Raw genomic sequence first — 21,422 nt, forward strand, 5'->3', positions numbered from 1 at the left:
GACCTTTCAACTTTCCAGCCCCGCAAATAGTATTATTTTAAAGTAATATCTGAGAAGTTTATGACTTCATCCAACCTTGGTTCAAATTGTACATTATTACTAACCCCATAGTTGGCTCCCTGCTGGAAAAGAAAAATGTGAGGTCTTTCTTCAGCTACAATCTCTTGAATTTTTTGATATTGCTGTACCCTCTCATCTTCATTTAGATTACGGCCCGCATCGTGAAAAAGCTTCTCAACTTCTTCGTTAAAATAATCTGTTTGCCCGGCTGCACGTTCTTTTGTGTAATGAACTAATGAGTAAGATGCATCGAGAAGGCCATCCGCCAATCCTATCATGATTAATTCTTTATTAGATTTGGAGTTATATACATCCAGGAAGGCGCTGGACTCAAGTAATTGTAAATTCACTTTAATCCCTGCTTCTCCAAGCATGCTCGCAACCAATTGTGCTACTTCACCATCCAGCGGATACCTGCCCTTAGGTGCTGTAAATGTCAGTTCCAGCCCATCTTTATACCCTGCCTCTGCTAAGAGGCTCTTCGCTTTTTCTAAATCATACACATAAGAATCATACAAATCTGGATTTGATCCTAATACGCCTTCTGGTACTCGGGATTGAACTGGTACAGCAGTTCCCTTTAATACAGAATCAACAATAGCCTGCTCATTTATAGCAAGATCAATGGCTTCCCGAACTTTTGGATCCGCGGTAACAGTACCCTCTGTATGACGAAGCATTAAAAGCATCACACGTGTGGTATCCCCGTTTACAAGAGATATTCCGCTCTCTCCATTCACTCGATCCCACTCATTAGGAGGAATGTCGGTTGCAATATCTACGCCTCCAGTCAGCAATTCTCCTACACGGGTAGAGCTCTCAGGAATTGCCCTGACTATAACTTCTTTCCATTTTGGTTTATCACCAAAATAATCATCATAAGCTTCGAGGACGACTTTATCATCCCGTTTCCAATCAACATATTTGTATGGCCCTGAACCAATTGGGTTCTTTTGAAATTCCTCAAGTCCTACTTCCTCGAAGTATTTTTTGGGAATGACATCCGCACCGCTTTTTGCCAATAACCTCAATAACGTTGGCATAGGCCCATCTGTCACAATTTCAACAGTTAATTCATCAATGGAATTTACTTCCTTAATCTGAGTGAAATAAGGATACTCCTTTAAAGATTCATCATTCATTACTCTTTCAAGGCTAAACTTAACATCTTCGGCTGTTAATGGGTCCCCATTATGGAAAGTAACACCCTCCTTTAATTTGAATTGCCAGGTAACATCATCGATATTTTCATATTTTTCAACAAGTTCAGGCTGAATCTCCATTTTATTATCACGATTAAACAATCTGCTGAACATGTTCCTGAAAACACGATCTCCATTTGTACTTAATGAATTTTGAGGATCTAAAGTTGTTATATCAGCACTTTGGGCAATTACTAGAGTTGTTTTCTCACTTCCTTCTTTTCCATTATCATTACCGCCAGTAGATTCAGTGTTACTGCTGCAGCCAGAAATAACTATTACTGTAATAAGCAAAAAAACAATTAGATAATTTAATGTTTTTTTCATTTACATTTTCCCCCTGTTATTATTTTTTAGAAATTTCAGATAATTAACTATTGACTGAAATTCTTCATCACTGCTGCAGTCACTTTAATGCCTTGAATAAAGTCATCAATAAAAATATTTTCATTTGGAGCGTGGTAGTTTGACTGCAAATTGGCTACACCAATTTGCACCGCAGGAATGCCGGTATTTTTCAGCATTTTATACATAGGGCTGGAACCTGCTAAGTTTCGCAGAATAACTGGCGGTTCAACATAAATTTGATTTACACTTTCAAGCACAACTTCAACGAAACGGTTAGATGGATCAGTGTTAAACGGATGAATCCCGTGAGATTGCCTTATCTCTATATCATGAAACCCGTTCTGATCTAAATGCTTCCTTAATAAATCTGCTATTTTTTCAGGTGTCTGGTTCGGTACTAGGCGAAAATCAAGCTTAACCACTGCAGTCGATGGCAGGACTGTTTTGGAGCCTTCCCCTGTATAGCCCGAATTTATACCGCAAATAGTACAGGTTGGTTCAGCGGTTAGAGTTTCTTTCAATTCATTTCCAGTAACATTTTTTAGAAAGCTTTTTATGCCATATAGATTCTTTATTTCCTCCTCATTGAAATCCATCGATTGAATGAAGGTTCTATCTTTTTCACTAAGTGAAATCACATCGTCATAAAAGCCCTCAATTAAAATTTTTTCCTGTTCATCTTTTAGTGAGTTTAGCGCCCATATTAATCTCCATGCAGGGTTCTCTATTATTGCAGCCTCAGAGGAATGAAGATCAAATTTGGCTCCTTTGCAAATTAGCTCAACATAGCAAATTCCCTTAACTCCTAAACCAACATGTGGTCTCCGATCCTTTACCCCTCGAGTACCACCTTCCCAAATAATGCCATCAGTTTCCAACTTATCAGGGTATTGGTTTGCAAAGTATTCCAAATGAGGGCTTCCTACTTCTTCCTCTCCCTCAAATATAAATTTGATATTTATCGGCAGTTTTCCATACACCTGCTGGTATGCATGTACGGCGCAAATTCTGGCTATAAGATTACCCTTGTTATCCGCAACACCACGTGCAAAGATTTGGCCATTTCTTATGTCTGCCTTGAAGGGATCACTTAGCCATTGGTCAACAGGGTCCTCAGGCTGCACATCATAGTGATTGTAGAAAGTTAATGTCTTTTCCTTTTCACTATCAAGATGGGCAAAAATAATTGGAAAACCCTCCGTTTCAATCTCTTCTACACTTGCATCCACTCTTTGCAAAAAAGTTTTTACAAGTTCTTTCATCTTTAGCATCCCTCTATTTTGAGCTGAAACACTAGGCTGATTGCATGCTTCAATCAGCCATTCAATATATATATCTGAGTTTTCCTCAATAAATTGATAGACTTTATTCATGATCAAGTTTCCCCTTCCGGTAACACTTCAGGAATCCAAATTATAAAAATATAACATTATAATTTTTGCTTCATTGCTCACTCTTCCGCAAAACTCTTCCCATTCAAATAATAATCCGCCTCTAAAAAGGCTGAAAATGCGACTTCTACCTCCTGCACTCCAAGCGACTGAACATGATTCGAAACAATCCCGGCAAATTGATTTTGAACTGCCTTGCCCCTGTCAAACCATTTTACTTCTATAAATGGATATGCTGGAACTTCATTTTTATCAAACACAAAGGTTGAGTTCAAAACCTCCAATGTAAAGTTATCTTCTCCGCAGTCACAAAGCTCAGCCAAATCCTTCACCAGCTGTGTACTGATTTCCTTCGTCTGATCCACTGAAATTCCCCTTATAAACAAATGCGGCATCCTGTTTCCTCCAATTTAATTTACATAATATTTTTCCTGACAACTGGAATAAAAAAGTTATAATATTATAACTTAATAACATTCACTCTAACCAAATCTGCTTAAAGAATACCTGTCGATTGGTATGGCTGTTTCTCCATCCATGATTAATTCTGTTATTAACGTTCCTATTAAGGGAGAAAGTGTAACTCCGCTATGGGTCGCTGCTACATAAAGGTTTTCATGACCGGGTACTTTACCGAGAATCGGAAAGCCGTCCTCAGGCATTGCCCGGATTCCGGAAAAGGCGCGGACAATTTTGGCTTTTCTTAATCCAGGAACATAACGGACTGCCATATTGGCTGTTTCCTGAATCACATCAAGAGTTGTTGCCCGATTAAAGCCTGCTTCTTCCATTGAATACCCCATCAGAACTTCCCCATTGTTTGCCTGCCTTAATCCGCTGATTGTAAAATTTAAGAAAGGCTTCAATGGTTCAGACACCAGGATCTGCCCTCTTAATTGGTTGACTGGAATCTTAACTCCAAGCATCTCACCGATTTCTCTTGACCAGGTTCCGCCAGCAAGAATAAGGTTTTTACATTCAAACGCACCCTTATCTGATATAACTGAATATTTTCCATCCTGCTTTTTAATCTCTGTTACTTTATTATAAGTAGAATACTGGACGCCATTTCTTTTAGCTGCTCGCATGTACATATCAATCAAGCGAAATGGATTGACATTGCCATCAATGGAGCTGTAGGTAGCCCCTGCTACTTCCGGATTCATATAGGGCTCTTTTTCGAGAACTTCTTCTCTGGATAATACTTTAATTTTGATGCCGATTTTCCGGTAGGATTCCGCGAGCTTCTGTGCCTTTTCACGGTCACTTTCATTGAAAAAAGGCGATAGCCCTCCTGTCCGCTTGTATTCAACGTCCCCGATCTTTTTAGACAGATAAGGATAGAGTTCGGCACTGTACATATTAAATTCCGCATACCAGGAAGGTGTTTTATTATGTACCCATACCCAGGCCTGGGTGGATCCGGATGTTCCTGACATGGGGTATTTTTTATCAAGCACAAGCACGCCTTCTTTGTACCGCTCAGAAAGGTGGTAAGCAATTCCGCTGCCCACTACACCCCCTCCGATAACAATTGTTTCATAATTGGTTTCCAATTACCTCACCTTCCCTTCTTCCAATTCCACCTCATCAAGAACAGACTTGACGGTACTAAAGGATGTACTGTTCGTTGCCAGTGTTTCAAGCTTAATAGGGGATAACGGCATCCGCATTCTCGGCAGCGGAATCTCTGAAGGTGACAGCCCAGTCTGCTGGTGAATAATTTCTGCCACCATGCTGGTGCAGATTTTAGCCTGGCAAGGACCCATTCCGCAGCGGGTAATCCTCTTCACATCATCAAAGGTCCTTCCACCATTGCTGATAACCTCTTCCACTTCTTCACAGCTGATTTCTTCACATCTGCAGATGATCGTCGTTTTATCCAACTTATTCACCTTCTTCTCTCTTTTCCTATCTAGGAGATAAATTGATCTTTCAGTACCGGGCTTGCGAAGTTCTCGAGATGCTTGACTCTTCCGCTATACACTTCTCTGTACTCCAATAATCCGAGTTCTTTCCAAAGTGCCTCTCTCATCTCATTGGCCTCTGCATGGCTGATTGCCTGCAGTTCTTCACTTACACTGATGCCGGCAATCATTCCTGTTAAAAGCAACGGACCCTGGGTGCTGATGCCAGCCGCATTCCCGGCTATAAATACATCCCCTCTGCCGGTTTGTAAACTATTATTATATTGCGGAACCCAGCCGCCCAGCTCTTCTTGAAACCCAAAGGAACAGCCCAGCTGGTAAAATACATCCAGTATAGGTGCCCTGCCTCCGTCAATGCAAACGAGGTCTACATTCAGGGTTATGACTTCATCCGGCAGCTCAATATCAATCTGTTCCACCTGCCCATTTCCTCTTGCTTCTTTTATAAAACTATTAAAATAAAATGGAATTCCATTCCTTGACAGTTCACTCACTTTTTCCTGCTCTTTTGCTAAAGCTTCACTTTGTTTTTCTATGATCGCTTTCACCCGAGTGCCCACAGCCATCAGCTGCATTGCCGTTTCCATGGCAAAATCACTTGAGCCCACAATAACAGCTTCACTCCCAGGCAACACAAAATCACGATTGATCATTGTCTGTGCAGCACCGATTGTCATAATCCCCGGCATGGTCCATTTTGGAAATGCCACAGCCTTTTCAGCCGCTCCGGAAGCCACAATAATCTTTTTTGCTTTTACCGGGAATACATTATCTTCATCGGTAATTCCGGCACTTCCATCTGCGTAAAATCCAACCACACGGTGATTAAGGAGCGGTCTTACATTACAACCCTTAATTTGCTCAATTAGTTTATTGGCCAATTCAAAGCCACGCATAGGTTCATATACAGATGGAAGCTGACGCATCACTTGAGTCTGCTGGTTTAGCTGCCCGCCAAGCTGGGAAGCTTCGTCAACAATGGTTACATCCAGTCCCCTTGATGCTGTCTCAATTGCTGCTGATAGACCTGCAGGACCGCCTCCAATGATCAGTACATCAGTCTTCATCAATCTCTCTCCTTATCTCGGGATCATCCATATTCGGGTATATTCGCATGCCATCTTCAACTTCTGTCATACAGCTCCGTACATGGTCCTCCCCATCAATGGTCATATAGCAGCTGCAGCATCTCCCCCGCGAACAGAATAATCCTCTGGATTGGACCAGCTTTCGGCTGACACCCAATTTCTTAATTCCATTTGCCATTAACGCGGCAGCGACAGATTGCTGCGTATAGGCCTGATATGGCTGGTCATTGAAATAAATGGTTACAGGCTTTTGAAGCTGCCTGCCCAGAACGGGATGTTTCTCAATGTGCATAAAGACCTCTCCTATCTAATTTTTCGAGGAAAACACTTTCCCAACACCTAGCACTCTTTCAATTATGAGCATTAATACGACAGTGAAAAGAATCATGATGCTTGATACGGATGTAATAATCGGATCATATTGATATTGCATGTATGTGTAGATCCGCACTGGCAGTGTCACAACGTCAGTGCTGACAATGAATAAGGCAACTGTTAAATCATCAAATGAAGTAATAAAGGCAAAAATGGCTCCGGCTATCACGCCTGATTTAATGATCGGCAGAGTGATTTGAAAGAAAACCTTCATCGGGCCAGCACCAAGGTTCAGGGCCGCTTGTTCGATAGAACGGTCAAAACCTACTAAACTGGCAACAACCAGGCGCATCACAAAAGGAACTGTTAAGATGATGTGACCCAAAATTAATGCAAGCGGGCTCGCAGCCAAACCAATCCATGAGTAAAACTGCAAGAGAGCCACACCAAACACAACCGATGGAATCAAGAGAGGCGAACCCACTAATTGAACAATCGCTGACTTCCCTTTAAATTGGCGCCGGACGACCGCAAGAGATGCCAATGTGCCAATGGCGGTGGAAATAATGGCGGTTCCGAACGCCACAATAATGCTCAGCGTAAAGGACTGCATAAATTCCGGATGTTCAATTAATTCTGTGTACCATCTGAGGGTCAGGCCTTCTGGCGGGAATACAATGTATTCGGTAGTCGTTAAGGAAGAAAGCAATACAACCACGATGGGAGCCAGCAGGAAAATATAAACCAGTATACAAACAAAATTAAAGAAATACTTGGGCAGCTTCCTGCTCATTGTATGGCCACTCCTTTCTCAGACCTGGCAAGGATTTTGCTGTATGCGATGATGGTAATGGTGGCAATCAGGATTAACAGGAAGCCAATTGCGCCTCCATACGGCCAGTTCAGCATCACAGCTACTTGTTCATACGTTAAATAGGACATAACCTTCACCTGCGGGCCGCCTAAAATGGCAGGTGTAACAAATGAGCTAACGCTTAAGCTGAACACCATAACCGATCCGGCAAAAACACCAGGCAAGGTTAACGGAAGCAAAATGGAAAAGAAAGTTCTGAAGGAGCTGGCCCCAAGATTCTGCGAGGCTCTGATGACAGAAGGGTCTATTTTTTCGAGTGAACCCATGATGCTCAGCACCATGTACGGAAATAATACATGAACCATCCCAATGACCACACTCAATTCGGTGTATAAGAGGGTTAAAGGCTGATCTATCCAGCCCAGCTTTAATAGTGTATTGTTGACTACACCATTGTTGGATAAAAGAATCACCCAGCCGTAGCAGCGGATAACCATGCTGATCAGAAGCGGGGAAAGCACCAGAAGGGTTAAATAATTTCTGGCTCTTCCTTTTGACCTGGAAATCTGAAAAGCTACCGGGTAAGAGATAAGGATCGTAATCAATGTTGTTAAAAGAGCGATTTTCACCGTGCGCCAGACTACTCCAAGGTAAAAAGGATCTGACATGAACTTGATGTAGTTCTGGAGTGTCCACTCATTACCCACTCCGGTGCTCGCATCAAAATTTTTAAAGCTTGTAATAAATAAGAAAAACAATGGCAGCAAGAAGAAGAAAATGAAGATTCCCAGCGTCGGAAGCAAAAGCAGCCACGTATCAAGCCGTTTTTTATTCAAATTCTTTTTCTTTTGCTGAAGCAATAAGTCATGTTCCGTTCCGATTCCGGCTTGCATGTGATTCACCTCGCCATTCTGGAAGGCAACAGGTCTTCAGGGTTCCAATACGTGTAGACACTGTTTCCTTCTTTAATTTCGGTAGGATTTAATACGGTATTGGAAATATCTGCAATCAGATGCCGATCATGTACCTTCAAAATGTATCTTGTCTTGGCTCCGAGAAACATTTTACGTTCCACCCTAGTTTGAAAAGCCTCATTTCTTTCATTTGATCCGGCTAAAGCGATTTGGATTTTTTCCGGCCTGATGAAAAAGTGAACTTCGGAATTTTTTACAGATGGGACTGAAACAATCTGTTCATTCCCAAAAAAGTGCATTTTGCATTTCTTATTTTCATAGGTTTCCAGGACTTTCCCCTGGATGTGGTTGACTTCCCCTATGAACTGAGACACAAAGTCAGTCTTTGGATGGTTATAGATGGATGCCGGATCATCAACCTGTTCAATCCGGCCCTCATACATGACCGCAATACGGTCCGATATGGCCAATGCTTCCTCCTGGTCATGTGTGACAAATATCGTTGTGATCCCCACCTGCTTTTGGATATCAACAATTTCTTCACGCATTTCCTGGCGAAGCTTGGCATCAAGATTGCTCAATGGCTCATCCAGAAGAAGGACCTTCGGCTTAATGACCAGGGCCCTCGCCAATGAAACACGCTGCTGCTGCCCTCCGGAAAGTTCCATTGGATAACGTTTTTCATAGCCAGCCAGACGAACCATCTCCAATGCTTCAAACACCCTTTTGCTGATTTCACTTTTTGGCACTTTACGGAGCTTAAGCCCATAGGCGACATTATCAAAAACCGTCATGTGCGGAAACAAAGCATAGTTTTGGAACACCATGCCCATTTCTCTTTTATTGGGAGGAAGCAGGTGAACGGGTTTGCCGTCCACCTCAATCTTCCCGCCATCCACTTCCAAAAATCCGGCGATCATATTTAGTGTTGTCGTTTTTCCGCAGCCCGAAGGCCCCAAAAAGGAGACCAGTTCCCCTTTTTGGATGTCAAGGCTGAGCTTTTTAACGACTTCTGTTTTATTAAATGTCTTAACCACGTTTTCCAGGCTTAAGTAACTCATTCGTTTCCCCTCTCTTTTAATGGGCTACTTCGATTTCTTTATTGGCCCGTTCTGTCCACTCTGCCCGTTTTGCATTAACAGTTTCCCAGTCAACTTTGATCAATTTGGCAATCTCCTCTTCCCCATAAGCCACCTTATCGACGATGTCTCCTTCAAGCTTCACATTCTTATTAACCGGACCGTCAAACAAGGAGTTGGCAAATAGAAGCTGTGCTTCTTCATCCAGAACAAAATTGACAAATTCCTGAGCAAGATCCCCATTTGGAGCATCCTTCACCACACTGACCGTGGCCATCAAGGCTGGAGCCCCTTCTTCCGGAATGACATACTCAATCGGGAATCCGCTATCCTGAAGGGTAAACACCCGGCTGCTTCCCCATGCACTTGCAACTGTCTGCCCTTGCAGGAAGTAGTTGGATACGTCGGCCGTTTTATCAAAAGTGATCGCGTTTTTGGCAATTTCCTTCATTTTTTCAAAGCCTGGTTCAATGTTTTCTTCATCTCCGCCATTGGCAATCGCAGTCATGAGCAGAAAATGAACTCCATACGTATTGGCAATGGAAGGCAGTACGAGTTTTCCTTTATACTTCGGATCGGCCAAATCATTCCATGATGCAGGCGGTTCCCAGCCATTCTGTTCGAAGACATCCTTGTTATAAGCCAAGCCGGTTGAAATGATTCCAAATCCAACACCAACATTATCTTTGTCTTTTGCAATATCATAGACATCTGCCAGATTCGTAACAACACTTTCATCCAATGGTGCCAGCAATCCAAACGCCTTTGCCTGAGCTTGAGGTCCATCATCAAGGAAAGCTACATCAATTTGAGGATTATCCTTTTGTGCCTGAAGCTTGGATAAGGTATCAACAGAGCTTCCCGTAATATATTTCACCTTTACGCCATGCTCTTTCTCAAACTTAGGGATCAAGTCCTCCTTCATCTTTTGCTCATAGCTTCCTCCATATGCCGCTAAGACAAGTGTCTTTTCATCACTTTTTCCTGATCCTTCATCAGCAGAACTTCCTGTTTTGCCGCTGCATCCTGCAGCCGTGACAAGCAATAAACAAAGCAATACAATTAAATAAGCTTTCTTTTTCAACTCATTTTCCCCCTCGTTTATTTTTGCTTTCGTGAACTTAAGGAGCTGTTCTAAGATGAAGACTTGATAAAACCGATACCCCCTTTTTAATTTAGATCAATCTATAGAAAGAGATTGATTTCTATATAAAATATAAAGATATAATATTATAACTTTATATCTTTTATATTTATAAATTGTCCTATGGGCTTTCAGCAATTTTTTTTACAATTGAACCTCTGTATAATAAACCTCTTTATCACTGCGGATATAGAATTTGGAGAACTCAATGATGTCTTCCTGCTTTGTGTATGTAGTACGCTCCCACTCAAACACCGGAGTGCCCGGTTCCACATGAAGCAGCTTTGCCTGGTGACTGGGAAGAATATAAGGCCGGATAAATACCTTAGCCCGGTTTAGCGCTATATGGAATCTATTTTTTAAGATGTTAAAAATTAAGTCGTTATTGATCATCTCAGGTGTAAGCCCCTGACATTTATCCGCCGGAAGATAGGTATATTCCAGCGCGAGAGGATCATTGTTTTCCACTTTTAATCTCTCAATTTTGATCACCTCATCCTCAGGATCAATCCTTAACTTCTGCGCAATTTCAGAACCTGCTGTTTCATATTTAAAGCTCAGCATTTCATGCGGATGTTCCTGTTCCGAACCGGTGGAAAGCGAAATAATGGAATTGAGGTCCTGCTCTTTAGCAGCTCCGGATACAAAGGTTCCCTTGCCACGCTGTCTGAAGAGATAACCTTTATTCACAAGCTCAATCACAGCTCTTTTAACCGTAATGGTGCTGACATCGAATCGATCTGACAGCTCCTGCTCAGTCGGCAGCTGGCTCCCAACCTCCCATTTTCCGGATATGATTTTTTCTTCCAGAATCTGTTCTACTTGTCTATATAGGGGTATATGTAAACTCTTATCTATCTGCATCTATGTATCTCCCTTGAAAGAATATAATGTTATAACTTTATATTATTTTATAATTTATCTGTTTTTTGGATAGTTGTCAATATTTTTTGAAAATTTAATATTTAGAACGAGTATATAATTTACAGTATTGTTCAGTACACACAAGGATCTGATTTATCCCCAGTTTTAACTAATAGCCTAGTTTCAGCGCTGTTGCTTCTGGTTTAACGCCCCTTCTGCTGGCTGGCTTCGGGATTTGTCTTTATTCCCTTTGATTAACTCCCATTTTGCTGGCTTGATTCGGCATTTCGTCTTTATTCCCTTTGATTAACTCCCATTTTGCTGGCTTGATTCGGCATTTCGTCTTTATTCCCTTTGATTAACTCCCATTTTGCTGGCTTGATTCGGCATTTCGTCTTTATTCCCTTTGATTAACTCCCATTTTGCTGGCTTGATTCGGCATTTCGTCTTTATTACCAGAGATCAATTCTCCTTGCCCCTTATGAAGAGGGAATTTATGTACTTAATGAATTTTGGGTCTCATGAGCCCTCCATGGCGACACAACATTATGGCCAAATTGCTGAATAATATCTTTAAGAAAAATGGGTATCTATGTTAATATTTTGAAGAGCTTGTGAAGAAATATACTTAAAGTAACGGGGTGGTATAGTCTAAGTGAAACTCTTACCTTAGTAAGTGGCTGTTAGAACCTTCTATTAAATAAAACTACAAAAATACCTCATTATTTAAAGAGGAGTATAAGTATAGCATCTTAGTTATCACACCCAGATGCCTTATTATTACATTTCCTGATAGAAAGTATCAATTAGTTTGCCAACGAAAATATCGCTGAATAGGCTAAGCAGTTCTATTCACCTCCTCAATAGCTATAACTTCTCTTGCTGCTTCTATGAAAGATAATATGATTGGTGAAAGCCATTTGTCTATATGCCATGCCATATGTGTATATACGTGCAAGTCCGGAATTTGCCATGGTAGAGCAACAAGTTCACCCCGTTCAACTTCGGCTTCCACTGTTATTTCCGGAAGAAAGGCTATGCCGATTCTCGTAATTGCACATTGTTTAATGGCTTCGGCATTTTGAAACTCTAAATAAGTAATATCATCAATGCCCTTCTTCTCAAATGACCGGTCAAACATGGTTCGATAGGTACAACCTTTTTCATTGACCAGGAACACTTCTCCGTGAAAATCTTCCAGCTGTAGTACAGCTAGTTTCGCGAGAGGATAATCTGGTGACACGAAAAAGCGGAAAGTTTCTTCCAGTAACGGTTCCACTGTAAGCCCCGTTGAGAGAATGGTTTCGTCCAGCATAAGACGACATCCGCGGTTCCCTCAAAAAGCGTTTGCTTGAGTTCCTGATTTGGAATAGAGCGGAAGATGAGACGAACTCCCGATAGCGCGAACGAAATAGCATGAAGACAACTGGAAGCCGATAGGCGCAAAGAACCTCGTTGGCACTTATCGTCAAGGTACCGCTTAGATTTTCATTATCATGAACGGCACTGCGAGCTTCGTCCAATTTGTCTAGAACACTTTGGACATGAGTTAAAAAGCGCTTACCCGCCAAAATAACAGCCCTGATCTTCAACTCTGCACCCATTAGTTAGATAACATACTCAAATTCTACAAAAGAATTGAACTCACTTATTACACTTTCCTATTTAATGTGAGCATTTTTTTAGCTATAAATTGCGAATCATTTCCTTTATTTCATCACGTTTTTGAATGGTTGTATCGTTTTCGTTGGGGAAAACCGCTGTGGCACCACCGTCATTTTCAATATCAACTAGTAAATCGTCTAAAAAACTTGAAAGTGGAATGTTGAACGCTTCGTATGACTCATCTAAATTGGCAGCCTTCATTTCAGCAAAGCTCCTGCTTGGCCAAACAGGTAGTAAAAATGCATATTCCCCATCATCTTCTAAGCATAATAGATCGCCATTTTCATCACGTAGTAACCACACCTGTTCATCCGTTGTAACCATACCATAAAAATATGCAAGCCGCTTTTCAGCTGGCCGGTTTAAAATAAATCGTTTAATTAATTTCATATTAGCCATTCCTTTACGATAATTATTTAAAAATATATCAAATTATATAGAAAGTTACTACTTTTATTTCATTTCCGAGAATAGTTAGTTACATGATCATCCTTTCTTACAATTCAAAATCCAGTCATGATAAATTAACCAAATACCTTATTCAACTCCCTCAGTTTAATACGGTTTACTCACGAATGCCGCTTATTCGCAGGATTTCATCCCCCATGGATATATATTACTAAATTGAAAAGAGTAGATTCTGGACAAATGGCTACGTGAAGACATAGTTAAATAGAGGAGTAGGATTATACTCCAAATTCTACCATATGATGTACTTCTCCACGCCAGCCCTTGGAGGCTTTCCCTCCCATGTCTCAACGGGTCAATTGCCCTCTCATTCCTTCGTCATGCCTATCCAAGGGGTGGAGGCCAGTTATGCTAACCTGATGGGTCAGGGCCCTTTTGTGGAACAAACCTGGTACTCCGTACATATTTGAAATCCTGCGAAAAAGCCAACACTCGATCTTTAAAAATATAAGGGGTAATGATTCTCTTCGAGAAAAAGTGAATTGAACTACGCTGCCAACTCAGTTAACGGCTGGACCTTCTTGGCACAATAAGCTTCGTTTTTCCGCGCAATCCCTACAAAAATCCTAGCTAACTTCCCGATCAGCTTCATTATAGATTTCATTTTTTTCATTTTCTTGACCTTAACATTATTCGAGTGGAGTGCTTTAAATTCTGGGTTGTTCATTGCCAGACTCATAGTAGCTAAATAGAGGAAACGTCTTAACCTTGATCTTCCACGCTTTGAAATGATAATTTGCCCTTTCCACTTCCCTGAACTGGCTTCGGCTAGATGGAGTCCTGCATGGCGAAGTAAAGAGTTGCCGTGTGAAAAACCACTTAAATCTCCTGCTTCCCCTAAAATACCAGCTAACGAAATTTCACTAATTCCCTTAATCATAAGTAACTTATTCGCGAAAGGATTTTAGGGAGTTCATCCTTGATTGCCAGCTCAACTCTTTCAAGTTGTTGAACCGCAAGGTCATACTCTTCGAGTAATTGTTCAAGATGAAATTTATAAGCTTCTAATGCTTGCCTTGTACCAACTGATTTCCTGGCTACATTGAGGAGTAAATAGGCTTTCTTTAATCCAGGCTGTCGCTTCATCAGTAACTTCCACCCGGCCACGATCTCTTCAGGCTTCATGGAACCCAGTTCCATCGGAGATGGGAAAAGCCGAAGTGTTGCGATGGCCCCTTTAGCAGTGATGTCTTTAAATACTTGTCTAAGCTCGGGGAAGACAATATCCACCCAGCGATTCAATTGATTAATCGAGCTTACAAGCCTCTTAACAATGACATCCCGATTCGACATAAGTACCCTGAGCTTTTCAAACGACTCAGAAGTATCCCTTACAAAGGCATAGTAACCGTTCTTCACCATATCTGCTATTACAAGAGCGTCTTTTTTATCACTCTTTGATTGGGTATTATCACGGTTTTCTTTATTTCTTTTCACTAAATAAGGGTTAACTGTCACTACCTCAATATCTTGTTTCATCAGCCATTTAGAAAGGTTAATCCAATAATGACCGGTAGGTTCCATACCAACTATGGCAGCCTCAAGTTTATGTAATCCTTTAATGCTATTAATCCAGATTAACAGGGACGAAAATCCCTCTTCGTTGTTTGGAAAAGTGATTGGATCTCCTACTACAATCCCACGGAAATTCACTGCTCTGGCTACGTGAAATTGTTGTGCAATATCCACACCAACCACAAGATGTTTATCAGTAATTCTTTCTATTAGTTGATTTTGTTTGTCCTGCATTTTAAACTTCATAGTAAGGGTTCCTCCTAAGTTTGAGTTAGAGTCGTGTCTTACTCATATCTTACTGAGGAGCCCTATTTTTTTCAAAGCTCAGAAATAACGATCTACAGGAATGCTAACCTGCCCCGTTTGTTCAAAATGAAAAATCCACCTGGTTTAGCAGCTGGATTATATAACGCACCAGTTTTTTTATATAACATTTCACATATTAAATAGGCTTAAATAATGTGTTGATTTTGGATAAATATTTTCCTTTGAAAATCCAAGTGAAGTATAAAACTTGTCTCCTTGTTCTGTATCTGTATGAAGTACTAAAACCTTATAAAAAAGTTTTGCATCGTCAATTATTTGAGTTAACAAAATTCTTCCCAGACCATTCCTTCGATAAGCCTTAATAACATAGAACCTTCTCAACCGTCCAACTTTTTCATCATCCGAAAATGGATCTATATTAAGCCCTCCAATAGCAACTAATACACCTTCTTTGTTAAACAAACCATATAAAGATTCCCCAGGTTTATTAAAGTTATTAGTACCATTTTCATAATCATTAACTAATCTTTCAAGAAATCGAAAACCCTCTTCTTTGCTTTCCTTAACCAAATGGGTTAAATCAATATAAAACAAACTTTTTAATTGCTTCACTTTAAACTCTTCCATATCTTCCTCCGAAAAAAGCTTTATTTAAATTAAGACCTTTCTCGAGTAAATTAAGACCATTCTCGAGACTTTATTAAAAATCCTTCTTCAAACCTGCCCCGTTTGTTAAAAAAGAAAAAGCCACCTGATTTGGCAGTTGGTTTTGAATATATGCACCTGTTAACTGAATAAAATTTATTAACACTCACCTTGAAAAAAGTAAGGAGTAGAGGATTTTAATAAGTCCCCTACTCCACCTGGATGATAAGGCATTAAATTATTTGCAGTATTTATGTCTACCCATTTTATTTCTGCAATTTCGTTTTTATCTTTAATTGTAATTTCTCCGTCAATAACTTTTGCCCCAAATGTAATCATTAATCCGTGATGACCTTGTTTAGAAAAGAACGCTTCATTAACTGCAATAATATTTTTTATTTCAACTACTAAACCAGTTTCTTCTTTTGTTTCTCGGATAACTGCCTGTTCTAACGTCTCACCTTTTTCAACCGCCCCACCTGGTAGAGACCAAGTTGAATGTCGATTATTAACCATTAAAACCTTCTCTGATATTTCGTCATAAATAAACGAATATACAACATCTACTCTCTTCACAATTAACTCCTCTTTCTATTAGTCAAATATATTTAACTAACCTGCCCCTTTTGTTAAATAAGAAAAAGCTGACTGATTCAGCAGCTGATCTTGAATATAAGTACACGTTACTTTAAGTACTTTTTTCACAATCTACTCTACACTCTAAATGTTTATAAAGAAAAATTGAATGAGTTACTTTTTTATTTATATTAAGTAAATTTTGTACTAACATTTTATTAGAGTTAATGGTCACTAAATAACAAAGGTGTAATACATTAAATCACTACTTTTTGCAAATAATGCAATATAGAAGTATAAGGTGGTGTGAATATAATGTCCAATAAACTGATATTATGGTTACTATTAATTATTCCATGGTTAACATTATTTTTTTTAAAAAAAGAAGGAATCAAAAGGTACATGCCAGTAACAATATTTACTGCATTATTAGTAACCATCGTCTATGAAATAGGCTATACATATAAGTTGTGGCAAATCAAAGAAGCGATAGTGCCCTGGGGATACATAACAAATGTGAGCTTTGCGTACGGAGCATTCTTTATAACTACAATATGGATTTTTTATTTTACATTCAGAAACTTTTGGTTATACCTTGCAACAAATATTGTTATTGATACATTTGGTGCTTGGGTGATACTTAAATTTGTTGAAGCAAGGAAAATGGCTCACCTTACAATAAGTAATTTAAGTTTATTTTTAATTTTTGTTACAATAGCCTTAATTGCTTATATTTTTGAAATATGGTATGAAAAAGTTTAAAATATTGAAAAATTTTAGATTGCATTATATAAGCCAGTAGAGGTTATTTAAGATGTTCTTATTTAACGTTTCAATCTTAAAAAGCAAATAATTGTCCAGAATACCGTATTATTCCGAAATGAGCGACGGACATTCCATTAGTTTTTTTACATTTGGTTATTTTTTATCTTTCTATGTCTGAAAAAAAACAGACCTAGTGACGTAATGCCTAAAATACCAATAACGGAATACAGAACAAAATTATCACTGTTTCCGTTGTTCTCTTGCATCCCATAACCTCCACCCATTTCTGGGTTGTTATTTACATACTTGTATCTTTTGTGTATTATTTTTTGATATTCGCCAACAGATTTTTCTCTTTCATCAGTTCTTTAGCATTATCATTTAAAGGTTTTAATTTTTTCCCATTGAAGGTATACCAGGCATCTACTGGTCCTTCAAAGAGCATGATTTCCCCGCCTTTAAACTTACCCATCTTTTGTGCTAATTCATAACTGAAACCAAAAGTGGAGAGCTCGAATAGTCCTGCTTCATTTTTATTGGTGCCGATAACGTTTACAGGCTTACCGTCTTGGTAAACTACGGCCAAATACTCATTAGAAGGACCAATGCCTTTAGACAGGTCAGGATTCTTTTCTGTAATAAATTCCGAAGTAACATAGTATTGTTCATATAGAGGCCCAAAAGTAATATTTTCAGAGTCGGGATTCAAATTGAATGTGTTTGAATGCTCCGCATGAAGTTCCTCTGCGACGATCTCATAGAAAAATTTATCAGCAAATTCTTGTGCTCCTTGTGGAATATTCCCCTCCGCTCCCACTGATGTGTCGATGGCACAGACAAGAAAAGCCAGAATTATTGCATTAAGCATTTTCATTTTTTTCCCCCATTAATACAACTAAAATGCCCCTTTAGTCGAATAAAAAAGAGATGTCGATCCCACTGAATCTTTAGCTCTTGCAGCTACTTGGTTAAAAAAGTGGAGATATACGTTTTTGCATTCGAATTCTTGGAACAGTATCTTCCTCTTCTATCCTGAGAAAATTAAAGCCCTGTTTTTGATAAAACCGTATTGCCCTTTTGTTAGTAGTGGATACCCTTAATTGATACTCAATGATATTATTTTCTTGAAAAAAATGTTCCGCATACGCAATCAGGTTAGACCCATACCCTTTACCACGATATTCTGGGATAAGGTAAAATAAGTTAACATATCCAACCCTCATGCTATCAAATGCCTTAATTTGCAACTCAACTTGCCCCACTGGTTTACCATTGTTTTCTACAAGAACAATACCGCCTGGAAATTTCACAAGCCTATCTTCAATCTTTTTTAGGTAACTTTCGTTATCTCCAAATAAATTATAGTCACCAAAACTGATTACATATGAATCTCTTCTGAACTTAATTATCGTTTTTGAATCTTTTGATAGGTCAATGCTACGAAAGGAAATCAATGTGAATCCCAACCCTTTTAAGAATTCTATTATTTAATATTCGACATAAACAATCTATCAGTCCTTCTTCAATAAACCTTCCCCTTTTATCGAATAAGAAAAAGCAATGCTTATTTGGGCATTGCCTGCTTTCCTTCTGGGCTGTTAAATAATACTTAATTCTAAATATTCGTCAGCTTCCTTAAACCCAAACTTCTTATATACAGGTCTTCCCATATCTGATGCACCAAGCCAGATTCTTCGTATACCAGATAACTTGACCTCTTCAACTAATTTTGATAATAGATGTTTTGCAATGCCTTGACCTCGGTAATTTTCGTTAGTGTACATATTTGCAATATATGCCTTTTTTCCAGTTTTATTGGTATAGCTGGGTGGGAAATCATAAAAAATTACTGCACCACAAGCTATAATTTCATCATCATCTTCTACAAGCCATTGGATAAGCCTGCCCTCACTTAACTTATCTTTAAAGAAAACTGATAGTTCCTTATCAATATCAATACTTGGTTCTAACCCCTCATCAACTAATTGTTTTTTTCTTAGCTCAACCATTTTTTCAATATCGTTCAGGTTTGCTCTACGATATTTCAACATCTTATCACTCCTAACGATGAATTGTATTCTTCATTCTTAATTATAAATCCTTCTTCCATAAACCTGCCCCTTTTATTCAACAAAAAAAGCCGCCTGGTTTGGCTGCTGATGTTGAACAAAAGTACCTGTTAGTTCAACAAGGACCGTGAATAATTTCTTTATTTCTTCGACACCTTAACAATTTTAAATAATAAAAATCCCAAACCTAACATTATAGCTAATAATAATAACGGAAACAGGATATTTGAAATCACCAACTTCTCCTCCTGAGATTATTTATATCTAAGTTAAATTTTACTATAAAATCCCATTGTATTGTTAATGGTTCTTGTGCTAACCTGCCCCTCTTGTTGAATAAGGAATTCAGCAAAAAGGGGCAATATCCTCTGCTTCTAATAAATTCACAATAGGCATCCAATAAACACTCACGCTCTCTATGGCCACATGAGTACAGTTATGTAGTTTAATCAAATCCACTAACTGTGAATATTCATGTCAATTAAATGATGAATACCCCTCATTCTACCTATTTTTTCAACATGTATCATTAAGGACCTAAACTTAAGGCGGTTCCAGGCACCGGAATTTTTTCTGCCAGTTCAGGTGGAATAAAATGAATCCTTCTAATTCCCTATATAACCTAGTCTTTCATGACCTTCCTCTTATATACAGTATAATTATAGATTGGTATATTCAAATTATTCAAAAAATGAAAGGAGTTCCAAATGGAAAAGTGGTATAACAAATTTATAGTTTTCTTCACTGCTCTAGTAATGGCTTTGGGGCTGTACGCAGCTCCAGCAGGTGCTGTTTCTAATTTAGCGAGCCCCGTCGCTGAAAGAGTTTTATCTGCTGAGATTGAGGAAGCGACGATATTTGAATTGCAGCATGCGATGCAGAGGGGGGAGCTTACCTCTGAGGAATTGGTTCAATTCTATCTCAACCGAATTGAGGAGTACGATGACAGCATTAACTCCATCATTACAGTTGACGAAAATGTATTAGAAGAAGCGAAACAACTAGATAAGGAGCGTAAAGCGGGAAAAGTTCGCGGTCCCTTGCATGGAATTCCGGTTATATTAAAAGACAACTATGATACATATGATATGCAAACTACTGCAGGATCCCTTTCACTTGAAGGTTCCATCCCACTAAATGATGCCTATCAAACAAAAAGATTAAGAGATCAAGGTGCTATCATCTTAGGGAAAGCAAACCTGCATGAATTTGCTTTCGGATTCCAAACAATTAGTTCCCTTGGCGGACAAACCTATAATCCATATGATTTAACAAGATACCCAGGTGGTTCAAGCGGTGGTACGGCAGCAGCGGTAGCTTCCAACTTTGCCGCTGTCGGATTAGGGACAGACACTGGCGGGTCCATCCGAATACCTTCGTCCTTTAATAACCTGGTTGGACTTCGCCCTACTATGGGACTTGCCAGCCGCGATGGAATCATTCCACTTGCACTATCACAGGATGTTGGCGGACCGATGGGACGTACGGTTGAAGATGTGGCTGTCGTGCTCGATGCAATTGCTGGCTATGACCCAGCAGATCCAGCTACTGAAGCCAGTATCGGGAAAGTTCCAAAAACCTATACTCATTATCTTAAGAAAAATGGATTAAAGAAAGCTCGGATAGGCGTTATTCGCGACCTTTTTGGGATTGATCCTAAAGTCCATAAAGTGATGGATCAAGTGATTGCGGACATGGAAGCACTTGGAGCAGAAGTGTTCGAGGTAACCGTTCCCAGGCTTAGTCCAATTCTTTCTTATCCAAGCTTAAGCGGATACGAATTTAAATTTCAGTTAAATGATTATTTGGCTAGCCTTGGGCCGGATGCACCTGTAAGAACATTATCAGATATTATAGATAGCGGGAAATTCCATCCAAGCTTGGAAAGTGGATTAAAATCCCGAAATGAAAGAGAATCCTTGGAAAATGATGAGGAATACCAAGACATTGTTACCAATCGTCCTAAAATGGCAAGGGAAAGCTTAATGGCAACGTTTAATGAACATGACCTTGATGCACTACTCTATCCAACTTCGAGTGCTTTACCGGCACAGGTGGGCAAAAGCCAAGGTGCAGGGAATGCTAATCGCTTAAGTCCTTATTCAGGATTCCCTGCAATCACGGTTCCTGCTGGCTTCAGTGACAACGGCCTTCCAGTCGGGCTCGAGCTGCTAGGAAAAGAATTCGATGAGCCAACATTGATTAAACTTGCCTACGCTTATCAAGAAGGAACTAACCATCGAAAAGAGCCTGAACTAAAATAAGAACTTCTTAGAAAGAGGTCAGTCCACTAGCGCTGCAAGTC

General features: G+C 39.6%; 20 protein-coding genes and 2 pseudogenes. 2 read left to right on the plus strand and 20 right to left on the minus strand.

What is annotated here, in order from left to right; translation table 11 throughout:
• Positions 1–32: 32 nt before the first annotated feature.
• The 17 genes and pseudogenes from ACXAD1_RS12460 to ACXAD1_RS12540 all read right to left on the minus strand — a co-directional run bounded on the left by ACXAD1_RS12460 (position 33) and on the right by ACXAD1_RS12540 (position 16,283).
• Entirely contained in the window at positions 33–1,589 is a 1,557-nt protein-coding gene (locus tag ACXAD1_RS12460) for an ABC transporter substrate-binding protein (RefSeq protein WP_474910177.1), read from the minus strand.
• A 47-nt stretch (positions 1,590–1,636) separates the two neighbouring features.
• On the minus strand, positions 1,637–2,983 hold the full coding sequence (locus ACXAD1_RS12465) for a M20 family metallopeptidase (protein WP_474910178.1): 1,347 nt from the start codon (positions 2,981–2,983) through the stop codon (positions 1,637–1,639).
• A gap of 77 nt (positions 2,984–3,060) precedes the next feature.
• Positions 3,061–3,396 (minus strand): DUF1904 family protein, encoded by a 336-nt coding sequence (locus tag ACXAD1_RS12470; protein WP_474910179.1) that lies wholly within the window; start codon positions 3,394–3,396, stop codon positions 3,061–3,063.
• An 87-nt stretch (positions 3,397–3,483) separates the two neighbouring features.
• Positions 3,484–4,557, minus strand: a complete 1,074-nt coding sequence (locus tag ACXAD1_RS12475) for an NAD(P)/FAD-dependent oxidoreductase (RefSeq protein WP_474910180.1) — start codon at positions 4,555–4,557, stop codon at positions 3,484–3,486.
• A complete protein-coding gene (locus tag ACXAD1_RS12480) occupies positions 4,558–4,896 on the minus strand; it encodes a (2Fe-2S)-binding protein (protein WP_235192236.1) in 339 nt (112 codons plus the stop codon).
• A 20-nt stretch (positions 4,897–4,916) separates the two neighbouring features.
• Positions 4,917–5,996 carry an NAD(P)/FAD-dependent oxidoreductase gene (locus tag ACXAD1_RS12485; protein WP_474910181.1) on the minus strand — a complete coding sequence of 360 codons (1,080 nt, stop codon included), beginning with the start codon at positions 5,994–5,996 and terminating at the stop codon, positions 4,917–4,919.
• The gene (locus tag ACXAD1_RS12490) at positions 5,986–6,309 is read right to left on the minus strand and encodes a (2Fe-2S)-binding protein (RefSeq protein ID WP_206839341.1); all 324 of its coding nucleotides are present in this window, start codon (positions 6,307–6,309) and stop codon (positions 5,986–5,988) included. Before ACXAD1_RS12490 ends, ACXAD1_RS12485 begins: the two co-directional genes overlap by 11 nt.
• Positions 6,310–6,324: 15 nt before the next feature.
• Positions 6,325–7,125, minus strand: coding sequence for an ABC transporter permease (locus ACXAD1_RS12495; RefSeq protein WP_206839340.1), 801 nt, complete (start codon positions 7,123–7,125; stop codon positions 6,325–6,327).
• A complete protein-coding gene (locus ACXAD1_RS12500; protein WP_474910182.1) occupies positions 7,122–8,039 on the minus strand; it encodes an ABC transporter permease in 918 nt (305 codons plus the stop codon). The genes ACXAD1_RS12495 and ACXAD1_RS12500 overlap by 4 nt, the downstream gene beginning before the upstream one ends.
• A gap of 5 nt (positions 8,040–8,044) precedes the next feature.
• Positions 8,045–9,121 (minus strand): ABC transporter ATP-binding protein, encoded by a 1,077-nt coding sequence (locus ACXAD1_RS12505; RefSeq protein WP_474910183.1) that lies wholly within the window; start codon positions 9,119–9,121, stop codon positions 8,045–8,047.
• Positions 9,122–9,137: 16 nt separating this feature from the next.
• Positions 9,138–10,223, minus strand: coding sequence for an ABC transporter substrate-binding protein (locus tag ACXAD1_RS12510; protein ID WP_474910184.1), 1,086 nt, complete (start codon positions 10,221–10,223; stop codon positions 9,138–9,140).
• A 204-nt stretch (positions 10,224–10,427) separates the two neighbouring features.
• Positions 10,428–11,147 (minus strand): GntR family transcriptional regulator, encoded by a 720-nt coding sequence (locus ACXAD1_RS12515; RefSeq protein ID WP_474910185.1) that lies wholly within the window; start codon positions 11,145–11,147, stop codon positions 10,428–10,430.
• Positions 11,148–11,985: 838 nt separating this feature from the next.
• Positions 11,986–12,751 (minus strand): annotated as a pseudogene (locus tag ACXAD1_RS12520) (substrate-binding domain-containing protein).
• Between the two features lie 82 nt (positions 12,752–12,833).
• Positions 12,834–13,202 (minus strand): DUF2750 domain-containing protein, encoded by a 369-nt coding sequence (locus tag ACXAD1_RS12525; RefSeq protein ID WP_474910186.1) that lies wholly within the window; start codon positions 13,200–13,202, stop codon positions 12,834–12,836.
• Positions 13,203–13,767: 565 nt separating this feature from the next.
• Positions 13,768–15,041: pseudogene (locus tag ACXAD1_RS12530) on the minus strand (IS110 family RNA-guided transposase).
• A gap of 189 nt (positions 15,042–15,230) precedes the next feature.
• Positions 15,231–15,689 carry a GNAT family N-acetyltransferase gene (locus ACXAD1_RS12535; protein WP_474910187.1) on the minus strand — a complete coding sequence of 153 codons (459 nt, stop codon included), beginning with the start codon at positions 15,687–15,689 and terminating at the stop codon, positions 15,231–15,233.
• 177 nt (positions 15,690–15,866) lie between these two features.
• Entirely contained in the window at positions 15,867–16,283 is a 417-nt protein-coding gene (locus ACXAD1_RS12540; RefSeq protein WP_474910188.1) for an NUDIX hydrolase, read from the minus strand.
• Positions 16,284–16,598: 315 nt separating this feature from the next.
• Here ACXAD1_RS12540 and ACXAD1_RS12545 point away from each other — a divergent pair, with 315 nt between their 5' ends.
• Entirely contained in the window at positions 16,599–17,045 is a 447-nt protein-coding gene (locus tag ACXAD1_RS12545) for a hypothetical protein (RefSeq protein ID WP_206844501.1), read from the plus strand.
• Positions 17,046–17,370: 325 nt separating this feature from the next.
• Here the strand turns inward: ACXAD1_RS12545 and ACXAD1_RS12550 are convergent, their stop codons facing one another.
• The 3 genes from ACXAD1_RS12550 to ACXAD1_RS12560 form a co-directional block, all read right to left on the minus strand.
• Positions 17,371–17,922, minus strand: coding sequence for a hypothetical protein (locus tag ACXAD1_RS12550; RefSeq protein ID WP_474910189.1), 552 nt, complete (start codon positions 17,920–17,922; stop codon positions 17,371–17,373).
• Between the two features lie 94 nt (positions 17,923–18,016).
• Positions 18,017–18,502: a GNAT family N-acetyltransferase gene (locus ACXAD1_RS12555; RefSeq protein ID WP_474910190.1), complete on the minus strand. Its 486-nt coding sequence runs from the start codon at positions 18,500–18,502 to the stop codon at positions 18,017–18,019.
• A gap of 144 nt (positions 18,503–18,646) precedes the next feature.
• Positions 18,647–19,096: a GNAT family N-acetyltransferase gene (locus ACXAD1_RS12560; RefSeq protein WP_370221934.1), complete on the minus strand. Its 450-nt coding sequence runs from the start codon at positions 19,094–19,096 to the stop codon at positions 18,647–18,649.
• Between the two features lie 728 nt (positions 19,097–19,824).
• On the opposite strand from ACXAD1_RS12560, the gene ACXAD1_RS12565 reads away from it, so the two are divergent.
• Positions 19,825–21,381 carry an amidase family protein gene (locus ACXAD1_RS12565; protein ID WP_474910191.1) on the plus strand — a complete coding sequence of 519 codons (1,557 nt, stop codon included), beginning with the start codon at positions 19,825–19,827 and terminating at the stop codon, positions 21,379–21,381.
• The last annotated feature ends 41 nt before the right edge of the window (positions 21,382–21,422 follow it).

Source organism: Cytobacillus sp. ABV4_503 (assembly GCF_056158445.1).